Origin of the sequence: Variovorax sp. J2P1-31 (assembly GCF_030317215.1) — a bacterium.
GTDB lineage: Bacteria > Pseudomonadota > Gammaproteobacteria > Burkholderiales > Burkholderiaceae_C > Variovorax.
Genome location: NZ_JASZYA010000001.1, coordinates 2,286,084 through 2,305,163 on the forward strand (window position 1 = coordinate 2,286,084; position 19,080 = coordinate 2,305,163).

The window sequence follows — 19,080 nt, forward strand, 5'->3', positions numbered from 1 at the left end:
TCTCCTCGTGGGCTTCAGTGGGGGTGGTGATGGTGTCGAAGGCAGGGCCGGCCGCTCATTTCCAGAGCGCGCACTTGGTCTCGGCCTTGGTGGTGAAGACCTGGTCGCCCGGCAGCGTCTTGAGCACCTTGAGGTAGTCCCAGGGCTTCTTCGATTCGGCCGGCGACTTCACCTCGACCAGGTACATGTCGTGGATGAAGCTGCCGTCGGCGCGGATCTGGCCCTTGCCGTAGAAGTCGTCGATCTTCATGCTCTTGAGCTGCGCCATCACCTTGTCGGAGTCGGTGGTCTTGGCGGCGGCCACGGCCTTGAGGTAGCTCATGGTGGCCGAGTAGTCGGCGGCCTGCACATCGGTCGGCATGCGCTTGGTCTTCTCGAAGAAGCGGTTGGCGAACTTGCGCGTGTCGTCGTTCAGGTCCCAGTACCAGCTGGTGGTGTGCAGCAGGCCTTCGGTGTTCTTCAGGCCCAGGCTGTGGATGTCGCTCAGGAAGACCAGCAGGCCGGCGGTCTTCATGGTCTTGTTGATGCCGAACTCCTTGGCCGCCTTGATCGAGTTGACGGTGTCGCCGCCCGCGTTGGCCAGGCCCAGGATCTGCGCCTTGGAGTTCTGCGCCTGCAGCAGGAAGGACGAGAAGTCCGAGGCGTTGAGCGGATGGCGCACCGAGCCCACCACCGTGCCGCCCTTCTCCTTCACCACCCTGGTGGTGTCGGCCTCGAGCGCATGGCCGAAGGCGTAGTCGGCGGTCAGGAAGAACCAGCTCTTGCCGCCGCGGTCGACCACCGCCGCGCCCGTGCCCTTGGCCAGCGCCACGGTGTCGTAGGCGTAGTGGATGGTGTAGGGGCTGCACTGCTCGTTGGTCAGCACCGAGCTGCCCGCGCCGTTGTTGAAGTACACGCGCTTCTTCTCTTCCGCCACCTTGGCGGTGGCCAGCGCCACGCCCGAGTTGGTGCCGCCGAAGACCATGGTCACACCCGCGGTGTCGATCCATTCGCGCGCCTTGGAGGCGGCGATGTCGGCCTTGTTCTGGTGGTCGGCCACCAGCAATTCGATGGGCTGGCCCAGGGCCTTGCCGCCGAAGTCGTCGATGGCCATCTGGATGGCGGTGGCGCCGCCCTTGCCTTCGAGGTCGGCGTAGAGGCTGGACAGGTCGGTGACGAAACCGATCTTCACTTTTTCCTGGGCCTGCGCGGCGCTCGCGCCCAGGACGAGGATGCCGACGGCGGCGGCGATGAGGCCGAGTTTCTTGTTCATGCGCTTGTCTCCTGGAGGAATATTTTTGGGGAAAGGATCGGAGGATGCGGCGGGTTCAGACGCCCAGCAATTCGTTGAGCACGGGCATCTTGGCCTCGAGCTGCGCGGCGCCGAAGGTCTCGACGATGCGGCCGTGCTCCATCACGTAGAAGCGGTCGGCCAGCGGCGCCGCGAAGCGGAAGTTCTGCTCGACCATCACGATGGTGTAGCCCTTGGAACGCAGCATGGTGATCATGCGCGCCAGCGCCTGCACGATCACCGGCGCCAGCCCTTCGGAGATCTCGTCGAGCAGCAGCAGCCGCGCGCCCGTGCGCAGGATGCGCGCCACCGCCAGCATCTGCTGCTCGCCGCCCGACAGCCGCGTGCCCTGGCTGTGGCGGCGCTCCGCGAGGTTGGGGAACATCGCATAGATCTCCTCGACCGACATGCCCGGCCCCATGCCCTTGAGCGCGGGCGGCAGCAGCAGGTTCTCCTCCGCCGACAGGCTGGCGAAGATGCCGCGTTCTTCGGGGCAATAGCCGATGCCCAGGTGGGCGATGCGGTGCGTGGCCATGCCGATGGTCTCGACGCCATTGACCTGGATGCTGCCCTTGCGCGCGCCCGTCAGGCCCATCACCGCGCGCATGGTGGTCGTGCGGCCCGCGCCGTTGCGGCCCAGCAGCGTGACGACCTCGCCCGGCTGCACCACCATGTCGACGCCGTGCAGCACATGCGATTCGCCGTACCAGGCCTGAAGTCCCTTGATTTCCAACGCAGCCGTCATGTCAGTGGGCCCCTTGCAGTTGGCCGTCCGTCGTGCCCATGTAGGCCTCCATGACCTGCGGGTTCTTCGAGACCTGGGCGTACGGCCCTTCGGCCAGCACCGCGCCGCGCTGCAGCACCGTGATGGTGTCGGCGATGGTCGAGACCACGCTCATGTTGTGCTCGACCATCAGGATCGTGCGGCCCGCCGACACGCGCTTGATCAGTTCGGCCACGCGGTGCACGTCCTCGTGGCCCATGCCCTGCGTGGGTTCGTCCAGCAGCATCAGCTCGGGCTCCATCGCCAGCGTGGTCGCGATCTCGAGCGCGCGCTTGCGGCCATAGGGCAGGTTCACGGTCTGCTCGTCGGCCAGGTCCTCGAGGCCCACTTCGGCCAGCAGCGCGCGGGCGCGCGCATCGAGCGGCTTGAGCGACTGCTCGCTCTTCCAGAAGTGGTAGGAGGTGCCGAGGGCGCGTTGAAGGCCCAGGCGCACGTTCTCCAGCAGCGTGAGGTGCGGGAACACGGCCGAGATCTGGAACGAGCGGATGATGCCGCGCCGCGCGATCTGCGCGGGGCGTTCACGCGTGATGTCCTGGCCGTTGAAGAGGATGGTGCCCGAGGTGGGCTCCAGGAACTTCGTGAGCAGGTTGAAGCAGGTGGTCTTGCCCGCGCCATTGGGACCGATCAGCGCGTGGATCGACCCACGCACGACCTTCAGGTCGACCTGGCTGACGGCTGTGAAGCCCTTGAATTCCTTGGTGAGCTGCCGCGTCTCGAGAATGATGTCGCTCATCTCGCGCGGGCGTCCAGGGGGAGGCATTGAAAGTCGGTCATGCGATCGGTCCGTGCGCCCACTGTGAGCGCGACCGAATTGTTCGCGGACCCTCTTCCCCTGCCTACTGGGGCAAATGCCTATGCTGCACTGCAACCCGGATGCGTTGTGGCACCCGGGTTGTCAGCGCCATGTCAGTTCATGTTCAGTGCGCGCCGGCCGCGGCGTCGGCGGCACCGCCGCCCATCTGCGGACGCGCGAGCCAGATCAGCGGGATCAGGAAGATGAACAGCACCGCCGAGGCATAGAACACGTCGTTGGCGGCCAGCATGAAGGACTGCTGGTCGATCATGCGGTTGAGCTGGCCCAGCACCTGGTCGCTGCTGAAGCCGCTGTTGCCCAGGTTCGCGATCGCGGCGGTCGCGGTCGGGTTGCCCAGGTTGATCGACTCCGCGAGCTGCGCATGGTGCACGGTCGCGCGGTCGTCCCACACCGTGGTCACGATCGAGGTGCCCATCGCGCCCGCGGTGATGCGCAGGAAGTTCGACAGCCCCGACGCCGCCGGGATCCGGTCGGGCGTGAGCCCGGACAAGGTCAGCGTCACCAGCGGGATGAAGAAGAAGGCCATCGCCACGCCCTGGATGATCGTGGGGATCATGATGGTGCCGATGTCGGCCTGCGTGTTGAAGTTCGAACGCATCCACAGCACCAGCGCGAACACCAGGAAGGAGAAGGTCGCATAGCGCCGCGGATCGACCTTGGCCACCGTCATGCCCACCACCGGCGACAGCACGATGGCCAATGCGCCCACCGGCGCCAGCACCATGCCGGCCTGGGTGGCGGTGTAGCCCATGTACTGCTGCAGCCACAGCGGCAGCAGCACCACGTTGCCGAAGAACAGGCCGTAGGCCACCGCGGTCGCGACCGCGCCCGACCAGAAATTGCGGCGCTTGAACAGCGACAGGTCGACCACCGGATGCTTCTCGGTCAGCTCCCACACCAGGAAGAAGGCGAAGCCCACCACCGCCACCACGGCCATCGTCACGACCTCGGCCGAGTGGAACCAGTCGAGTTCCTTGCCCTTGTCGAGCATCAGCTGCAGCGCGCCGACCCAGAGGATCAGCAGGCTCAGGCCGATGGTGTCGATCGGCAGGCTCTTGGTGGGGCTGTCGCGCTTGCGGTAGATCGCCCAGGCGATGGTCACCGCGGCCATGCCGACCGGGATGTTGATGTAGAAGATCCAGGGCCAGGAGATGTTGTCGGTGATCCAGCCGCCCAGCAGCGGCCCCATCACCGGCGCAACCAGCGTGGTCATGGCCCACATCGCCATCGCGAGCCCGGCCAGCGCGCGCGGATAGCTCGCGAGCAGCAGCGTCTGCGACAGCGGGATCATCGGTCCGGCGACGAAGCCCTGCAGCGCGCGGAAGGCGATCAGCGTGGTCATGTTGGGTGCCAGCCCGCAGAGCCAGGAGCTGAGCACGAACAGGATGATGCTGGCCATGAACAGCCGCACCTGGCCGAAGCGCTGGGTGAGCCAGCCGGTGAGCGGCACCGCGATGGCGTTGGCCACCGCGAAGCTGGTGATGACCCAGGTTCCCTGGGTCGAACTGACGCCCAGGTCGCCCGAAATGGCGGGCAGCGACACGTTCGCGATCGACGAGTCGAGCACGTTCATGAAGGTCGCGGCCGAGAGCGCGATCGTGCCCCAGATGCGGGCCGAGCCCTCGAGCGGCGGATGGGCCAGGGGAGCGGCAGAGGCGGGAGCGGTGGCCATTGCGCGTGTGTCCGTGGCGCTCAGCCGTGCGTGGCCTGGCGCATCGCCAGCGTGGCGCCGCGACCGCTCTGCGCGGCCGGATGCAGCGCGCCCTTGTCGGTCTCGTCGGCCACCGGCTTCTTCGCTTCAGTGCGCGCCTGCACCGGACGGCCCAGGTTGGCCGCGATGATGCGGTCGACCTCGGCATCGGCGCCGCGGTCGGAGCTCGCATAGACCTGCGTCTGCGCGAAGGCGGTGGTGCGCGGCGCATCGGCCAGCGACTTGCCGTCCTTCTTCGTCACGTCGATCTCGGCGACCATCGACAGGCCCACGCGCAGCGGGTTGGCCTTGAGCTGTTCGGGGTCGAGCGCGATGCGCACCGGCACCCGCTGCACCACCTTGATCCAGTTGCCGGTGGCGTTCTGCGCCGGCAGCAGCGCGAAGGCCGCACCGGTGCCGATGCCCAGGCCCGCGACCTTGCCGTCGTAGGTGACCTTCTTGCCGTAGAGGTCGGCGGTGAGCTTGACCGGCTGGTCGATGCGGATGTTGCGCAGCTGGACTTCCTTGAAGTTGGCATCGACCCACAGCTGCGTGAGCGGCACGATCGACATCATCGGCGTGCCCGCGGCCACGCGCTGGCCCAGCTGCACGGTGCGCTTGGCGACGTAGCCGTCGACCGGCGCCGGCATCGCGACGCGCTGCGTGGCCAGCCAGGCCTCGCGCACCTTCGAGGCGGCGGCCAGCACGCTGGGATGCTGCTCGACGCTGGTGCCTTCGGTCAGCGACTGGTTGCTGCTGAGCTGCTCGCGCGCGGCCAGCACGCCGGCCTGGGCGGCGGCCAGCGCGCTCTTGGCGTTGGCGACCGCAGTCTCGGAATGGTTGAGCTCTTCCTTCGACACCGCGCCGTTGCCGGTCAGCGCCTGGCGGCGCGTGAGGTCGTCCTGCGCGCGCGCGATGTCGCTCTGCGCCTTGACGATGTCGGCCTGGCGCAGCGTGACCTGCGCGGCCAGCGAGCCGTTGTTGGCGTAGAGCGTGCGCACCTGGCGCACCGCCTGGCCCAGCGCCGCTTCGGACTGCTCGAAGGCCAGCCGGGCATCGGCCGGATCGAGCTGCACCAGCGGCTGGCCGCTCTTCACGAAGTCGGTGTCGTCGGCCATGATCGACATCACGGTGCCCGCGATCTGCGGCGTGATCTGGATCACGTTGCCCTGCACGTAGGCGTTGTCGGTGTCCTCGTAGTGGCTGGCGACCAGCCATTCGTAGAGGCCCCAGCCGCCACCGGCGACGATCACCACCGCGGCCAGCGCGGTGAGTGCGCGCCGGCGCTTGCTGTTGCCGGCGGGCGCGCCTGCCTCCACACCTTGCGGGGCGGGAGCGGCGGCGACTGCATTGTTGTTGTCCATTTTCAGTGTCCTTCCGATGCGGGATGTGTGAGGTGCGCGCGGCGTGCGTCGTGCGCGGAAATCGTTCAGGGATGGGTGGGAGCGGCACCGGCCACGGCCACGCCGGGCTGCCAGCCGCCGCCCAGCGCGCGCGCCAGGCCGACCTGCGTTTCGAGCGCGCGGGCCGCGAGATCGACCGCGAGGCGGCGCTGCGCCAGCACCGCGGTCTCGGCGGTCAGCACGTTGAGGTAGTTGCCCAGGCCGGCGCGGTAGCGCTGCACCGCGATCTCGTAGGCGCCTTCGGCCGCGGCCTGCGCATCGCGCTGCTGCAGCTGCTGGCGGCCCACCGACTGCGCGCTGCTGACCTGGTCGGCCGCGTCGCGCACCGCGTCGAGCACGCTCGCGTTGTAGCTCTCGATCGCGGCGTCGAGGTCGGCCGCCTTGCCGCGCAGGTTGGCGCGCAGCCGGCCGCCCTCGAAGATCGGCAGCCGGATCGCGGGGCCGAAGCCCCACTGGCGGCTGTCGCTCTTGAGCAGGTTGTCCAGGCCCAGGCTCTGCGTGCCCACGAAGGCCGTGAGGCTCACGTTGGGATAGAAGAGCGTCTTGGCACCGGCCACGTCGCCGCTGGCCGCTTCGACGCGCCAGCGCGCGGCCGCGATGTCGGCCCTGCGGCCCAGCAGGTCGGCCGGCAGGTCGGATTGCAGCGCGATCGCATGCAGCGAGGCCAGGCTGGGCGGCGTGAGCGCCTGCGCGGCGCCGGGCCGCGCGACCAGCGCGTCGAGTGCATGCTGTGCCAGCGCGATCTGCTCGTCGAGCGATTCGATCTGCTGGCGCGCCTCGGGCAGGCCGCCTTCGCTCTGGCGCAGCTCGAGCCGCGTGTCGAGGCCGGCCGACACGCGGTCGCGCACCAGCTTCAGCGTCTCTTCACGCTGCGCCAGCGTGCGCTTCGCGACGATCAGCTGTTCGTTGAGGCGGGCCCATTGCACATAGCCGCGCGCCACGTTGCTGGCCAGCAGCACGCGCGATGCATCGGCCTCGGCCGCGGCCGCGTTGGCCGTGCCCATCGCGCTGTCGAGGGCCGCGCGGTTCTTGCCGAAGAAGTCCAGCTCCCAGCTGCCGTTGAGCTGCAGCGTGCCGGTCTCCTGGATCGAGCCGCCCAGCGGCGGCGGATAGATGTAGGTGTTGCTGAAGCGCTGGCGCGAGGCGTCGAAGGCGCCGTTGACCTGCGGGCGGTCGGCGGCCTCGGCGGTGGCGATGGCGGCGCGGGCACGCGTGAGGCGCGCCTGGGCGACCGCGAGGTTGGGGTTGCCGGCCAGGGCCTCGTCGATGAGGGCGTTCAGCTGCGGGTTGCCGAAGCCGGTCCACCAGCGGCTGTCGACCGGGTTGGCGGCCAGCGTGCCTTCATGCTGCGCGACGGCGCGCTGCAGGCCGAGCGAATCGGCATCGCGCAGCTTGGCGGTCGAGCCGATGCCGGACATGTCGGCGCAGCCGGCGAGGAACAGTGCGAGCACGGCGGCCGCGACCGGCAGCGCGCGGCCGGCCGGGGATGGGAAAGCGAGGCGGTTCATTTCTTTTCTCCACGGGTCGACAGGACCTGTGCGTTGTCGAGGATGCGGCGCAGATAGCTCTTGAGTTGCTCCCACTCGGCTTCGGAGAAGCCCGCGAGATGCTGGTTCTGGACCCGGCAGAGGATCTCGGGCACCTGCTGCGCGGCGGCCCGGCCTTCGTCGGTCAGTTCGATGTTCACCACCCGCCGGTCGGCCACCGAGCGCACGCGCCGGCACAGGCCCTTGGTCTCGAGCCGGTCGAGCAGGCGCGTCATCGCGCCCGCGTCGAGCAGGCACTCGCGCGCCAGTTCGGCCACCGTGGTGGCGGTGCCCATGTGCAGCTTGTGCAAGGGGATCCACTGCGGATAGGTCGGGCCGCCGGGCTCGGACATCTGGCCTTCGACGGCCTGGCTCACGGCCGTCATGATGCGCCGCATCATGTAACCCACGCTCTCTTCCGGACGGTACAGATCCGCCGAATAGAAGGCAGGGATGGCCGGCGGAGGCGGCTCCGGGTCGGTCGGTCGTTGGGTGTCGTCGTTCATCGGGTCCGGATATTAGTTGCTTAGGCAATTACTGTCAAGGCTGCCTTTGCAGGGGCAACCGGTCGCTAGAATCGCGCCATGGCTGTTTCCGTCTCCCGAACCTCCGAAAAAGGTTCCCCCAAATCCCTCTCCGGGCTCTTCCCTTTCCTGCGTCCCTACCGCTGGCAGATCGCCCTCGCGGGGGTGTTCCTGGTGGCCGCGGCCGGGGCCACGCTGGTGTTCCCGCTGGCCCTGCGCAGCCTGATCGACGGCGGGCTGGTGAGCAGCGACAAGGGCGCCCAGACCATGGCGCTGCGCGACCATTTCTTCGCGCTCTTCGGCGTGGCGGTGGCGCTGGGCCTGTTCTCGGCGGCGCGCTTCTACACGGTGAGCTGGCTGGGCGAGCGCATCACGGCCAACCTGCGCAACGCGGTCTATGCCCATGTGCTGCGCCAGAGCCCGGTGTTCTTCGAGACCACGCAGACGGGCGAGGTGCTGTCGCGCCTGACGGCCGACACGACGCTGGTGCAGACGGTGGTCGGCTCCTCGCTCAGCATGGGGCTGCGCAACGCGGTGATGGGCATCGGCGCCCTGGGCATGCTGGTCTGGACCAACCCCTACGTGATGGGCCAGGTGCTGGGCGTGCTGGTGCTGGTGGTGCTGCCGAGCATGTGGTTCGGGCGCCGCGTGCGCAAGCTCTCGCGCGCCAGCCAGGACCGCGTGGCCGATTCCAGCGCCATCGCGGCCGAGGTGCTCAACGCCATCCCCGTGGTGCAGAGCTACACCGCGGAAGCACGTGAAGCGGCCCGCTTCGACACCTCGACCGACAACGCCTTCCTGACCGCCGTGCGGCGCGCCAAGGCGCGTTCGGTGCTGGTGGCCTTCATCATCATCGCGACCTCGGCCGCGCTGCTGTGGGGCCTCTACCAGGGCACGCAGGCGGTGCTGCAGGGCACCATCACCGCCGGCCACCTGGGCGAGACCGTGGTCTACGTGATCATCCTGGCCAGCGCCGCCGCGGTGCTGGGCGAGGTCTACGGCGACCTGCTGCGCGCGGCTGGCGCCACCGAGCGCCTGATGGAGCTGCTGCACGCCAAGTCGGCCATCGCCTCCCCTGCCCGGCCGGTGACCGCGCCGCTGGCCCAGGGCGGCAGCACGATCGCGCTCGAAGGCGTGAGCTTCCACTACCCGTCGCGGCCGGCCACGCCCGCGCTGCGCGACTTCAGCCTGCAGGTGGCGCCGGGCGAGACCGTGGCGCTGGTCGGCGCCAGCGGCGCCGGCAAGAGCACGGTGTTCCAGCTGCTGCTGCGCTACTACGACCCGCAGTCCGGCAGCCTGCTGCTCGACGGCGCGCCGCTGGATGCGCTGGCGCTGGACGACCTGCGCCACCGCATCGGCCTGGTGCCGCAGGACGCGGTGATCTTCTCGGCCACCGCCTTCGAGAACATCCGCTACGGCCGGCCCGAGGCCACGCCCGACGAGGTGCATGCGGCCGCGCGCGCGGCCTTCGCCGACGATTTCCTGCGCGCCCTGCCCGAGGGCTACGACACCTTCCTGGGCGAACGCGGCGTGCGCCTGTCGGGCGGCCAGCGCCAGCGCATCGCGATCGCGCGCGCGATGCTCAAGAACCCGCCGCTGCTGCTGCTCGACGAGGCCACCAGCGCGCTCGACGCCGAGAGCGAACGCATGGTGCAGGCCGCGCTGGAGTCGGCCATGACCGGCCGGACCACGCTGGTGATCGCGCACCGGCTGGCCACGGTGCAGAAGGCCGACCGGATCATCGTGCTCGACCAGGGCGCGATCGTCGAACAGGGCACGCACGCGGCGCTGGTGGCGCGCGGCGGCGTCTATGCGCGGTTGGCGGCCCTGCAGTTCACCAGCCCCGAAGCCGCCCCCGCACCGGCCACCGCCGCGGCCGACGCCACGCCCGCCCTGGGCTGACGCGCCGCGCCTCCCCGCGCTCGAAAAGCGCACGGGGCGCCCACCTTGGCCGCACCGCGTGCCTCACGCGCGCGCGCTGTTTCCGGCTTCACCTTCTCTTTACCCACGGGACACCTCGTGGGCGCACGCGCCGATTCCAATGCAGTCGCCGTGCACCGGAACGCCCTCCATCCCCGCTCTTCGCGCGCCCCGGCCGCAGGGCCGCGGCATGGCCTGGCGCCACCGCCCGCTTCTCCCAGATTCCTCCGAGATGTGCACGCATGATCGATCGGCCCCCCACCGCTCGGACGCTCCTGCCGCGACCAGCCCCCAGCCCCTCCGCCCCACCCGCCGTGCGCCCTGCCTCCGTCCTGCCACGCCTGACCCTGTCGAAGAAGGTCTTCCTGGCGATGGCGACGCTGCTGGCCCTGCTGCTGCTGATCTTCACTACCTTCTCGATCGTCGGCCTGCAGCGCGGCCTGGGGCCCTACGTGGCCGAGATCGAGGTCCGGCGCATGGACTGGCTGGCCGAGGCCCTGCAAAAGAAGTACGCGAGCGACGGCAGCTGGGAGCCGCTGCATGCCGATCGCTCGGCCTGGATACGGCTGCAATGGGGCGAGCATGCGCTGGCCGGCCCCTTCGCGAGCGAGCGCCGGCTGCCGCGCTGGTACGACCGCCGGCTGCCGGCCGATGGGGGCGCCGCCGCCGATGGCCCGCCGCCCTTCGAACCCCTGTTCTTCCGCAGCCGCTCGCCCGACGAGGGGCCGCGCGGCGGGCCCGACGCGATCTACCAGCGGCTGGGGGTGACCGACCGCGCAGGCGCCCACGTCGCGGGTGCCACGGTCGACCCGGCCTCGGCCGCGCGGCTGCCGCTGCGACACCTGGGCCACACCGTCGGCTACCTGGTGCTGGCGCCGATGCAGGTGCTCGAAAGCCAGGCCGACCGCGCCTTCCTCGCGCGCCAGGCCGGCTTCATCGCGCTCACCGGCCTGGCCGGGCTGGCCTTGGCGCTCGCGCTGTCGTGGTTCGTCGCGCGCCGCTGGCTGCGGCCCATCGACGCGCTCTCGCAGGGCGCGCAGGACATCGCGCGCGGCCGGCTCCACACGCGCGTGGCGGTGCGCGGCAACGACGAGCTCGCCATGCTGGGCCAGACCTTCAACTCGATGGCCGAGCGGCTCGACACCGTCGAGGCCTCGCGCCGCAGCTGGCTGGCCGATGTGGCGCACGAACTGCGCACCCCGCTCGCGGCCATGCGCGCGGAGATCGAGGCGCTGCAGGACGGCGTGCGCCGCTTCGACGACCGCACCGCGCTGCGGCTGCACCGCCAGGTGATGCGGCTCGGGCAACTGGTGGACGACCTGCGCAGCAGCATGCACGAGCCGGAGTCGGCGGGATCGAGCGCCGCCGGCGCGGCCTTCGCGCCCATCTACCCGCTGGCCCTGCTGGCCGAGGCCGTCGAGATGATGCGCGGGCGCTTCGCGCAGCGCGGCCTCGCGCTCGACAGCAGCGGGCTCGACGCGCCCGGCGTCCAGCCCGCGGTCGACGGCGACGCGCCGCGGCTGCACCAGGTCTTCATGAACCTGCTCGAGAACAGCCTGGGCTACACCGACCCCGGCGGCAGCCTGCGCCTGGGCGCGGCCATCGAGGGCAGCGGCGCCGCGGCCCGGCTGCAGATCCGCTTCGACGACAGCGCGCCAGGCCCGCTGGCGAGCGAGCTGCCGCGCCTGTTCGACCGCCTGTTCCGCGGCGAGGCCTCGCGCAGCCGCGAGACCGGCGGCTCGGGCCTGGGTCTGTCGATCTGCCGCACCCTGGTCGAGGCCCATGGCGGCGCCATCGACGCCTCGCCCTCGCCCCTGGGCGGGCTGCGCATCCTCATCACCCTGCCCCTGAGCACCCACCCATGACCCGCATCCTCATCGTCGAAGACGAGCAAGACATCGCCTCGGTGCTGCAGGACTACCTGCGCCACGACGGCCACGACACCGAGCACCTGGCCGACGGCCGGCAGGCGCTCGAACGCCTCCGGGCCGATCCGCCCGACCTCACGCTGCTCGACGTGATGCTGCCCGGGCTCGACGGCCTGGGCGTGCTGCGCGGCGCAAGGACCTGCACGCAGGCGCCCGTGATCATGCTGACCGCGCGCACCGAGGAGATCGACCGGCTGATCGGCCTGGAGCTGGGCGCCGACGACTACATCTGCAAGCCCTTCTCGCCGCGCGAGGTGGTGGCCCGCGTGCGCGCGGTGCTGCGCCGCACCGCTGCGAACGCGCCGCACGCCAGCACGCAGGGGCCGCTGGTGCTCGACGAGACCGAGTGGAACGCGAGCCTGCACGGCCTGCCGCTGCAGCTCACGCGGCGCGAGTTCCGGCTGCTGCAGGCGCTCGCGCGGCATCCGGGCCGGATCTTCTCGCGCGGCCAGCTGCTCGAGCTGGCCTACGAGCTGGTCGACGACGTGACCGAGCGCGCCATCGACAGCCACATCAAGAACCTGCGCCGCAAGCTCGGCGCCGCCTCGCCGGACCACGACTGGATCCGCTCGGTCTACGGCATCGGCTTCTCGCTCGAAGCGCCCGCGCGCTGAAGCCCGGGCCCGCGCGCAGCTTCCCACATTCCTCCGAATTCGGTGGCCACAGTGAAGGCTTCTCAACACCGGAGCCGAAGTGATGAACCCAGGGGATTGCATGCGGGCGCTCGGCCGCGCACGGCCATGAAGACCTCGCTGCCTTTCGCGGCGCTGATGGGCCTGTCGATGGCCATCGGTGCCCAGGCCAACCTGAGCCGCGCGCCGTCGCTGCGCGAACCCGGCGCGATGGTGCGCAACGCCCCTGCCGCGGCGCCGGCGCCATCGCCCTTGGCCGGCGACGGCTGGTGGCGCGGCTTCCAGGACGACACGCTGGGCACGCTGATCCTCGCGGCCCGGCATGCGGCGGCCTCGACGACCGGCAGCCGCCTGCTGCTCACCGGCGATGCGCCCGCGCTGCCGCCCGAGATGAAGGTCGCCGCGGCCTACGTGAGCCTGCAGGCCGACAGCATCGGACTGGACCTGATCGGCGAAGCCTCGGCCGCGGCGCGGCGCGAGCTGCCGCTGGTCGAGGCCGGGCCCGCGGGCGATGCCGACCGTGCGCTGATCGGCGTCCGACTGGTCGACGCGGACCGTGCCGCCGCCACGATCCGCGCGCGCCGCGATGCCGCGCTCGACCTGCTGTCGGCGCTGTGCGGCATGCCGGCCGCCACGCTCACCGCGCTGCTCGCGCCCGTTCTCGCGCAGCACCGACTGCCGCAGTTCAGCGCGCCGCTGCCGCCGCGCGATGCCGACGACTGGCTGCTGCAGCGCCAGGACGTGGCGCTGGCCGGCGCGCTGCGCGACGTGAGCCCGCCCCCGCAACGGCCGGCGTCGGAGGCGAACTTCTCGGTGGTCGTCGCCCGCGCCCAGCAGGAGATCGCTGGCGCCATCGAGGCGCTGGAAGCGCAGCGCGCCAGCACCGCCGCGCTCTACACCCGGGCCGCCGAGGTGCGGACGGTCTTCGACGAGACGGTGGCGCGGCAACGCGAGGGCCGGGCCTCCGAACTCGAGGTGCTGGAGCGCTACCAGCAGTTCCTGCTGTATTCGCAGCAGCTCAGCAGCGCCAGCGGCTCGCTCGCGCTCGGCTGGATCGCGCTGCTCTGCCAGCTGCAGGGCGCGCTCGACGTGCAGCCGCCGGCGCCGATGCGCAGCGCGCTCGCGAAGCTGCTCTGAGCCGCATGGACTTCCTGCGCGCGCTCGCGGCGCTGTGGGCGGCCCTGGTGGCCCTGGCCCACCTGATCGGCCGGCTGCTCGACCTGCTGCCCTGAGCGCCGCGGCACCCGTTCAGAACGCGGTGCCGATCTGGAACTGGATCTTCTGCGTGCGGTCGGCCACGATGCCGTTGGCCTCGTCCAGCCGCTGGTAGCGGATCGGCACCGCATAGGCCAGGCGCAAGGGGCCCAGCGGCGAGATCCAGCTGATGCCCAGGCCCACCGACGCGCGCAGGCTCTGCTGGGCCTTCCACTGCGCGTCGGTGAGGCCCGGCGCGCGGTCGGCGAACACGTTGCCGACGTCGAAGAAGGAATAGAGGCGCAGCGTGCGGTCGTTGCCCGCGCCAGGGAACGGCGAGCTCAGCTCCGCGTTGAAGATCGCCTTCTTGGTGCCGCCCAGCGCGCCCTGGGTCACGCTGTCGAGCGGGCCCAGCGCGTTCTGCTCGAAACCGCGGATCGAGCCCAGGCCGCCCGCATAGAAGTTCTTGAAGATCGGGAACGCGGTGCCGCCCAGCGCGCGCGCATAGCCCAGCTGCCCGTTGATGGCGAAGGTGTACTGCTTGTTCAACGGGAAGTACTGCTGGTACTGGTAGGTGCTCTTGAGGTAGCGCAGGTCCGAGCCCACGCCCAGTTCGAGGTTCGCGCCCTGCAGCCGGCCGCGGGTCGGTACCAGCGCGCTGTCGCGGTCGTCGCGCGCCCAGCCGACGGTGAGCGGCACGCCGAGGATGCTGTCCCGGGCGCAGCTCACGCTGGGCACGGTGCCCGTGCACTGGAAGTAGTCGAGGTAGGCCTGCGGCGTCGCGGTGTAGACCGACACACCGTCGACCACCGTGTAGGTGCCGTTGGTGCCGGGCGTGAAGCGGTAGCGCTCGAGGCCGATGCCGAAGAAGACGGTGTCGACCTCGCCGAAGGGCACGCCGAACTTGACCGAGCCGCCCTCGCTCACGAGCTTGTAGTTGCCGTCGGCTTCGTAATAAGGCCGCGTCGAGGTCTGGAACACGTTGAGCGTGCGCGAGATGCCATCCATCGTGAAGTACGGGTCGGTGGCGGTGAGCGACACCGTGCGGTTGTACTTGCTGGTGTTGACCTGCAGGCCCAGGTAGTTGCCGGAGCCGAACACGTTCTCCTGCGTGATGCCGAAGGTCAGCGACACCTTCTCGCTGCTGGAGAATCCCGCGCCCAGCTGCAGGCTGCCGGTGGGCTTCTCGACCAGCGTCACGGCCAGGTCGACCTGGTCGGGCGAGCCGGGCACTTCCTGCGTCTCGACGTTCACGTCGGTGAAGAAGCCCAGGCGGTCGACGCGGTCGCGCGACAGCTTGATCTTGTCGCCGTCGTACCAGGACGCTTCGTACTGCCGGAACTCGCGCCGGATCACTTCGTCGCGCGTGCGGTTGTTGCCGCCGATGCTCACGCGGCGCACGTAGACGCGTCGCGACGGCTCGGCCTTCAAGGTCAGCGTCACGCGGTTGTTGGTGCGGTCGATCTCGGGCTGCGCCTCGACGCGCGCGAAGGCGTAGCCGAAGGTGCCGAAGTAGTCGGTGAAGGCCTTGGTCGTGTCCGTCAGCTGCTCGCCGTTGTAGGGCTGGCCCGGCTTGATGGTCACCAGCGACTTGAACTCCTCTTCGCGGCCCAGGTAGTTGCCGTCGAGCTTCACGCCGGCCACCACGAACTTATCGCCTTCGGTGATGTTCACCGTCACGGTCAGGTCCGAGCGATCGGGCGAGATCGCGACCTGCGTCGAATCGATGCGGAACTCGAGGTAGCCGCGCGTGAGGTAGTAGGAGCGCAAGGTCTCGAGGTCGGCGTTGAGCTTGGCGCGCGAGTACTGGTTGGACTTGGTGTACCAGCTCAGGTAGCCGCCGCTGTCCTGGTCGAACAGGCTCAGCAGCGTCGATTCGCTGAAGGCCTTGTTGCCGACCACGCGCACCTCGCGGATGCGCGCCGGCTCGCCTTCGGTCACCGTGAAGGTCAGGTTCACGCGGTTGCGCTCGATGGGCGTGACGGTGGTCACGACCTCGGCGTTGTAGAGGCTGCGGCTCACGTACTGGCGCTTGAGCTCCTGCTCGGCGCGGTCGGTCAGGGCCTTGTCGTAGGGGCGGCCGTCGGCCAGGCCCACTTCGCGCAGCGCCTTCTGCAGCGCCGCCTTGTCGAATTCCTTGGTGCCGACGAAGTCGACGTCGGCCACGGTCGGGCGCTCCTCCACGATCACCACCAGCACGTTGCCGCTGACGTCGAGCCGCACGTCCTTGAACAGGCCCAGCTCGAACAGCGCGCGGATCGTGGCCGAGCCGCGTTCATCGCTGTAGGTGTCGCCCACATGCAGCGGCATGGTGGCGAACACCGTGCCGGGCTCGACGCGTTGCAGGCCTTCGATGCGGATGTCGCGCACCGCAAAAGGTTCGACGGCCTGGGCGGCAAAGGAGGCCCAGGTGCAGGCCATGACGGCGACGGTGCGCGTCAGGCGCGGATGGAGAAGGCACATGCCCGCATGATCGGGAGCGACTGCGGAGAAATCTGGGAGAAGACGCCGGCCGCGGCGGCCCGCGCCTCAAACGATCAGTGCGAGCTTTCCTTGAGCGCCGCCGGCAGCACCAGCGAGACGAAGGGCACGCCCTCCTCCCGCAGCGCCTCGGCCTGCTCGGGCGAGGCCTGGCCGCGGATGCCGCGCTCCTCGGTTTCGCCGTAGTGCATCTTGCGGGCCTCGTCGGCGAAGCGTTCGCCGACGTCCTCGGTCTTGGCCATGACCTCGCGCACGGCACGCATCCAGCGCGCCTCGGGGGAATCGACGGCGGGGGTCTGGGGGGCGACCGGTGCGGGCGCGGTCGCGCCGCTCAGGTTCAGGCGCGGCGCCGACAGCAGCTTGGTGATCGCGGTGTCGGCGCAGATCGGGCACGCGACCAGACCGGCCGCGAGCTGCGACTCGAAGGCTTCGCTGGACGCGAACCATCCTTCGAAGCCGTGGCCATGTGCGCATTGCAGGTCTAGAACCTTCATGCGCGCATTATCGGCCGGGGTCTCAACCCGCCGCTGCGGACCAGTCGAGCGTCCATGCGCCGGACAGGACGTTCTGCAGCCAGATCGCGCAGGTCAGCGTCTTGGCATCGGTCACGCTGCCGTCGCGGCAGCCGTCGAACAGTTCCTGCGGCGTGGCTGTGAAGACGTCGACGAACTCGCCATGGTCGAGCTGGCGCTCGCCCAGCACCAGGCCACGCGCGAAGTAGATGTGGATGATCTCGGTCGAATAGCCGACCGCCAGGTGCATCAGGCCGGCCCGGGCCCATTCACGGGCGGTGTAGCCGGTTTCCTCGAGCAGCTCGCGCTGGCCGCAGACCAGAGGGTCCTCGCCGGCATCGAGCTTGCCGGCCGGGAATTCGGTCAGGACCTGGCGCACCGGGTAGCGGTACTGGCGCTCCAGCACGATGCGGCCGTCGTCGAGCAGCGGCACCACCACCACCGCGCCGGGATGGATCACGTACTCGCGCGTGGCGGTGTGGCCGTCGGGCAGGCGCACGGTGTCGCGCTTGGCGTGCAGGAAGTTGCCCTCGAACAGCGACTCGCTGGCGATGCCCTCTTCCTTCAGGTGCGATTCATCCATGGCTCAGTTCCTGTGCTTGAGAAGGTAGCGCCAGGTGAAGCCCGGAAACGCCAGCACGATGAACAGCGAGGCCGTCACCGCATAGAACTCCCAGCCTTGCGGGGCGATCTGCCCCACGCGGCGCTCGAACAGGAGGCCGATGCCGCCCACGATGAAGTAGAGCAGCACCAGCTCGGCCAGGCGCACCGCCAGCGACTTCCTGCCGGCCGCGCCCACCGGCACCAGTGCCAGCAGCCGCTCGTTGACGAAAGGCAGGTTGGCCGCCGCCAGCGCGAGCAGCAGCACCAGCCAGACCGAGGCGCTTTGCGACACGCCGGGTCAGTTGGCCAGCGTGGCCACGATGGCCTGCGCGCACAGCGTCATCAGGCCGCCGGGCACGATGCCCAGGATCAGGATCAGCGCGCCATTGAGCGTGAGCACGAAGCGCACGTCGCGCGGTGCCGACACGGTGGTGGCCGTCACCGGCGCGTCGAAGTACATGACCTTGACGATGCGCAGGTAGTAGAAGGCGCCGATCAGCGACATGATCACCGCGAACACCGCCAGCCCGATGTAGATGGCCTGGCCCGAGGCGATCAGCGCCTGCAGCACGGCCAGCTTGGCGTAGAAGCCCACCAGCGGCGGCAGGCCGGCCAGCGAGAACATCGCCACCGCCATCACGCCGGCATACAGCGGGCTGCGCTGGTTGAGGCCGGCCAGGTCGGTGATCTCTTCGCTCTCGAAGCCTTCGCGCGCCAGCAGCAGGATGATGCCGAAGCTCGCCAGCGTGGTCAGCACGTAGGTGATGACGTAGAACATCGAGGCGCTGTAGGCGAACTGGGCGTTGTAGGTGTTGCCGTTGACCACGCCCGCCACCAGGCCCAGCAGCATGAAGCCCATCTGCGCGATGGTCGAATAGGCCAGCATGCGCTTGAGGTTGGTCTGCGCGATGGCGGCCAGGTTGCCCACCACCAGCGAGGCGACGGCCAGCACCGCCAGCATCTGCTGCCAGTCGATCGCCAGCGGCAGCAGGCCTTCGACCAGCATGCGGATGATGATCGCGAAGGCGGCCAGCTCGGGCGCGGCGCCGATCACCAGTGTGATCGCGGTCGGCGCGCCCTGGTAGACGTCGGGCACCCACATGTGGAAGGGCGCGGCGCCGACCTTGAACGCCAGGCCGGCCACGATGAACACCAGGCCGAACACCAGCACCTGGTGGTCCACCTTGCGGCTCGCGACGGCCTTGAACACCTCGTTGATGTCCAGCGAACCGGTGGCGCCGTACATCATCGACATGCCGTAGAGCAGGAAGCCGCTGGCCATCGCGCCGAGCACGAAGTACTTCATGGCCGCTTCGCTCGCGACCGCGTTCTCGCGCCGCAGCGCGACCAGCGCGTAGCTCGACAGCGTGAGCAGTTCCAGGCCCAGGTAGATCAGCAGGAAGTTGCTGCCCGAGATCATCACGAACATGCCCAGCAGCGAGAACATGCTCAGGGTGAACATCTCGCCGCCGCGCAGCATGCCGCGGTCGGCCGCATAGGGACGGCCATAGACCAGGGTCACCATCAGCGCGAGGCTGGCGAAGCACTTGAGCCAGTTGCCCATCGGGTCGCTGACCACCATGCCGCCGAAGCCGTAGACAGTCTGGCCATGGACGGCGGCCATGCCGGTGAGGAAGGCCACCACGGCCAGCGTCAGCAGCGTGAGGATGTAGGTACGGGTGCGGCGGGCGCCGGTGGTCGACAGATCCACCAGCGCAATGATGCAGGCCATGACCAGCAGCACCACTTCGGGGTAAATCGCCATCCAGCTGAGTTTGTCAATCATCTCGTTCTCTTGT

The 19,080-nt window shown here is 69.7% G+C and carries 16 protein-coding genes; 4 read left to right on the forward strand and 12 right to left on the reverse strand.

The window, feature by feature from the left end; genetic code table 11:
• Positions 1 to 55 precede the first annotated feature (55 nt).
• From QTI20_RS10620 to QTI20_RS10650, 7 genes are all read right to left on the reverse strand, one after another.
• Positions 56 to 1,252, reverse strand: coding sequence for an ABC transporter substrate-binding protein (locus tag QTI20_RS10620; RefSeq protein ID WP_286548008.1), 1,197 nt, complete (start codon positions 1,250 to 1,252; stop codon positions 56 to 58).
• Between the two features lie 55 nt (positions 1,253 to 1,307).
• Positions 1,308 to 2,015: an ABC transporter ATP-binding protein gene (locus tag QTI20_RS10625; RefSeq protein WP_286548006.1), complete on the reverse strand. Its 708-nt coding sequence runs from the start codon at positions 2,013 to 2,015 to the stop codon at positions 1,308 to 1,310.
• Between the two features lies 1 nt (position 2,016).
• Positions 2,017 to 2,787 carry an ABC transporter ATP-binding protein gene (locus QTI20_RS10630; protein ID WP_286548005.1) on the reverse strand — a complete coding sequence of 257 codons (771 nt, stop codon included), beginning with the start codon at positions 2,785 to 2,787 and terminating at the stop codon, positions 2,017 to 2,019.
• Positions 2,788 to 2,971: 184 nt separating this feature from the next.
• Positions 2,972 to 4,540 carry a DHA2 family efflux MFS transporter permease subunit gene (locus QTI20_RS10635; RefSeq protein WP_286548004.1) on the reverse strand — a complete coding sequence of 523 codons (1,569 nt, stop codon included), beginning with the start codon at positions 4,538 to 4,540 and terminating at the stop codon, positions 2,972 to 2,974.
• Positions 4,541 to 4,560: 20 nt separating this feature from the next.
• Positions 4,561 to 5,922 (reverse strand): HlyD family secretion protein, encoded by a 1,362-nt coding sequence (locus QTI20_RS10640; protein WP_286548003.1) that lies wholly within the window; start codon positions 5,920 to 5,922, stop codon positions 4,561 to 4,563.
• Between the two features lie 65 nt (positions 5,923 to 5,987).
• Entirely contained in the window at positions 5,988 to 7,469 is a 1,482-nt protein-coding gene (locus QTI20_RS10645; protein ID WP_286548002.1) for an efflux transporter outer membrane subunit, read from the reverse strand.
• Positions 7,466 to 7,993: a MarR family winged helix-turn-helix transcriptional regulator gene (locus QTI20_RS10650; RefSeq protein WP_259652059.1), complete on the reverse strand. Its 528-nt coding sequence runs from the start codon at positions 7,991 to 7,993 to the stop codon at positions 7,466 to 7,468. Before QTI20_RS10650 ends, QTI20_RS10645 begins: the two co-directional genes overlap by 4 nt.
• A gap of 78 nt (positions 7,994 to 8,071) precedes the next feature.
• On the opposite strand from QTI20_RS10650, the gene QTI20_RS10655 reads away from it, so the two are divergent.
• From QTI20_RS10655 to QTI20_RS10670, 4 genes are all read left to right on the forward strand, one after another.
• Entirely contained in the window at positions 8,072 to 9,913 is a 1,842-nt protein-coding gene (locus QTI20_RS10655) for an ABC transporter transmembrane domain-containing protein (RefSeq protein WP_286547999.1), read from the forward strand.
• Between the two features lie 350 nt (positions 9,914 to 10,263).
• The gene (locus QTI20_RS10660) at positions 10,264 to 11,796 is read left to right on the forward strand and encodes an ATP-binding protein (protein ID WP_286550937.1); all 1,533 of its coding nucleotides are present in this window, start codon (positions 10,264 to 10,266) and stop codon (positions 11,794 to 11,796) included.
• The gene (locus QTI20_RS10665) at positions 11,793 to 12,473 is read left to right on the forward strand and encodes a response regulator (protein WP_286547997.1); all 681 of its coding nucleotides are present in this window, start codon (positions 11,793 to 11,795) and stop codon (positions 12,471 to 12,473) included. The genes QTI20_RS10660 and QTI20_RS10665 overlap by 4 nt, the downstream gene beginning before the upstream one ends.
• Positions 12,474 to 12,599: 126 nt before the next feature.
• Positions 12,600 to 13,628 carry a hypothetical protein gene (locus QTI20_RS10670; RefSeq protein ID WP_286547996.1) on the forward strand — a complete coding sequence of 343 codons (1,029 nt, stop codon included), beginning with the start codon at positions 12,600 to 12,602 and terminating at the stop codon, positions 13,626 to 13,628.
• A 111-nt stretch (positions 13,629 to 13,739) separates the two neighbouring features.
• Here QTI20_RS10670 and bamA read toward each other — a convergent pair whose 3' ends face one another.
• The 5 genes from bamA to nuoN all read right to left on the reverse strand — a co-directional run bounded on the left by bamA (position 13,740) and on the right by nuoN (position 19,067).
• Positions 13,740 to 16,148, reverse strand: a complete 2,409-nt coding sequence (bamA, locus tag QTI20_RS10675) for an outer membrane protein assembly factor BamA (RefSeq protein WP_286547994.1) — start codon at positions 16,146 to 16,148, stop codon at positions 13,740 to 13,742.
• Between the two features lie 74 nt (positions 16,149 to 16,222).
• Positions 16,223 to 16,660 (reverse strand): DUF1178 family protein, encoded by a 438-nt coding sequence (locus QTI20_RS10680; RefSeq protein WP_286547992.1) that lies wholly within the window; start codon positions 16,658 to 16,660, stop codon positions 16,223 to 16,225.
• 22 nt (positions 16,661 to 16,682) lie between these two features.
• Complete coding sequence (locus QTI20_RS10685) at positions 16,683 to 17,261, reverse strand: NUDIX domain-containing protein (protein ID WP_286547991.1); 579 nt, start codon at positions 17,259 to 17,261, stop codon at positions 16,683 to 16,685.
• 3 nt (positions 17,262 to 17,264) lie between these two features.
• Positions 17,265 to 17,573 (reverse strand): DUF2818 family protein, encoded by a 309-nt coding sequence (locus QTI20_RS10690; protein WP_286547990.1) that lies wholly within the window; start codon positions 17,571 to 17,573, stop codon positions 17,265 to 17,267.
• A 6-nt stretch (positions 17,574 to 17,579) separates the two neighbouring features.
• Positions 17,580 to 19,067, reverse strand: coding sequence for an NADH-quinone oxidoreductase subunit NuoN (gene nuoN, locus QTI20_RS10695; RefSeq protein WP_286547989.1), 1,488 nt, complete (start codon positions 19,065 to 19,067; stop codon positions 17,580 to 17,582).
• Positions 19,068 to 19,080 lie beyond the last annotated feature (13 nt).

Excerpts from the sequence above, each read along its gene's own strand:
- QTI20_RS10630 (WP_286548005.1), bottom strand. The coding sequence starts at position 2,787 with ATGAGCGACATCATTCTCGAGACGCGGCAGCTCACCAAGGAATTCAAG.
- QTI20_RS10640 (WP_286548003.1), bottom strand. The coding sequence starts at position 5,922 with ATGGACAACAACAATGCAGTCGCCGCCGCTCCCGCCCCGCAAGGTGTG.
- nuoN (WP_286547989.1), bottom strand. The coding sequence starts at position 19,067 with ATGATTGACAAACTCAGCTGGATGGCGATTTACCCCGAAGTGGTGCTG.
- QTI20_RS10620 (WP_286548008.1), bottom strand. The coding sequence starts at position 1,252 with ATGAACAAGAAACTCGGCCTCATCGCCGCCGCCGTCGGCATCCTCGTC.
- QTI20_RS10680 (WP_286547992.1), bottom strand. The coding sequence starts at position 16,660 with ATGAAGGTTCTAGACCTGCAATGCGCACATGGCCACGGCTTCGAAGGA.
- QTI20_RS10645 (WP_286548002.1), bottom strand. The coding sequence starts at position 7,469 with ATGAACCGCCTCGCTTTCCCATCCCCGGCCGGCCGCGCGCTGCCGGTC.
- QTI20_RS10685 (WP_286547991.1), bottom strand. The coding sequence starts at position 17,261 with ATGGATGAATCGCACCTGAAGGAAGAGGGCATCGCCAGCGAGTCGCTG.
- bamA (WP_286547994.1), bottom strand. The coding sequence starts at position 16,148 with ATGTGCCTTCTCCATCCGCGCCTGACGCGCACCGTCGCCGTCATGGCC.
- QTI20_RS10670 (WP_286547996.1), top strand. The coding sequence starts at position 12,600 with ATGAAGACCTCGCTGCCTTTCGCGGCGCTGATGGGCCTGTCGATGGCC.
- QTI20_RS10665 (WP_286547997.1), top strand. The coding sequence starts at position 11,793 with ATGACCCGCATCCTCATCGTCGAAGACGAGCAAGACATCGCCTCGGTG.
- QTI20_RS10635 (WP_286548004.1), bottom strand. The coding sequence starts at position 4,540 with ATGGCCACCGCTCCCGCCTCTGCCGCTCCCCTGGCCCATCCGCCGCTC.
- QTI20_RS10655 (WP_286547999.1), top strand. The coding sequence starts at position 8,072 with ATGGCTGTTTCCGTCTCCCGAACCTCCGAAAAAGGTTCCCCCAAATCC.
- QTI20_RS10650 (WP_259652059.1), bottom strand. The coding sequence starts at position 7,993 with ATGAACGACGACACCCAACGACCGACCGACCCGGAGCCGCCTCCGCCG.
- QTI20_RS10625 (WP_286548006.1), bottom strand. The coding sequence starts at position 2,015 with ATGACGGCTGCGTTGGAAATCAAGGGACTTCAGGCCTGGTACGGCGAA.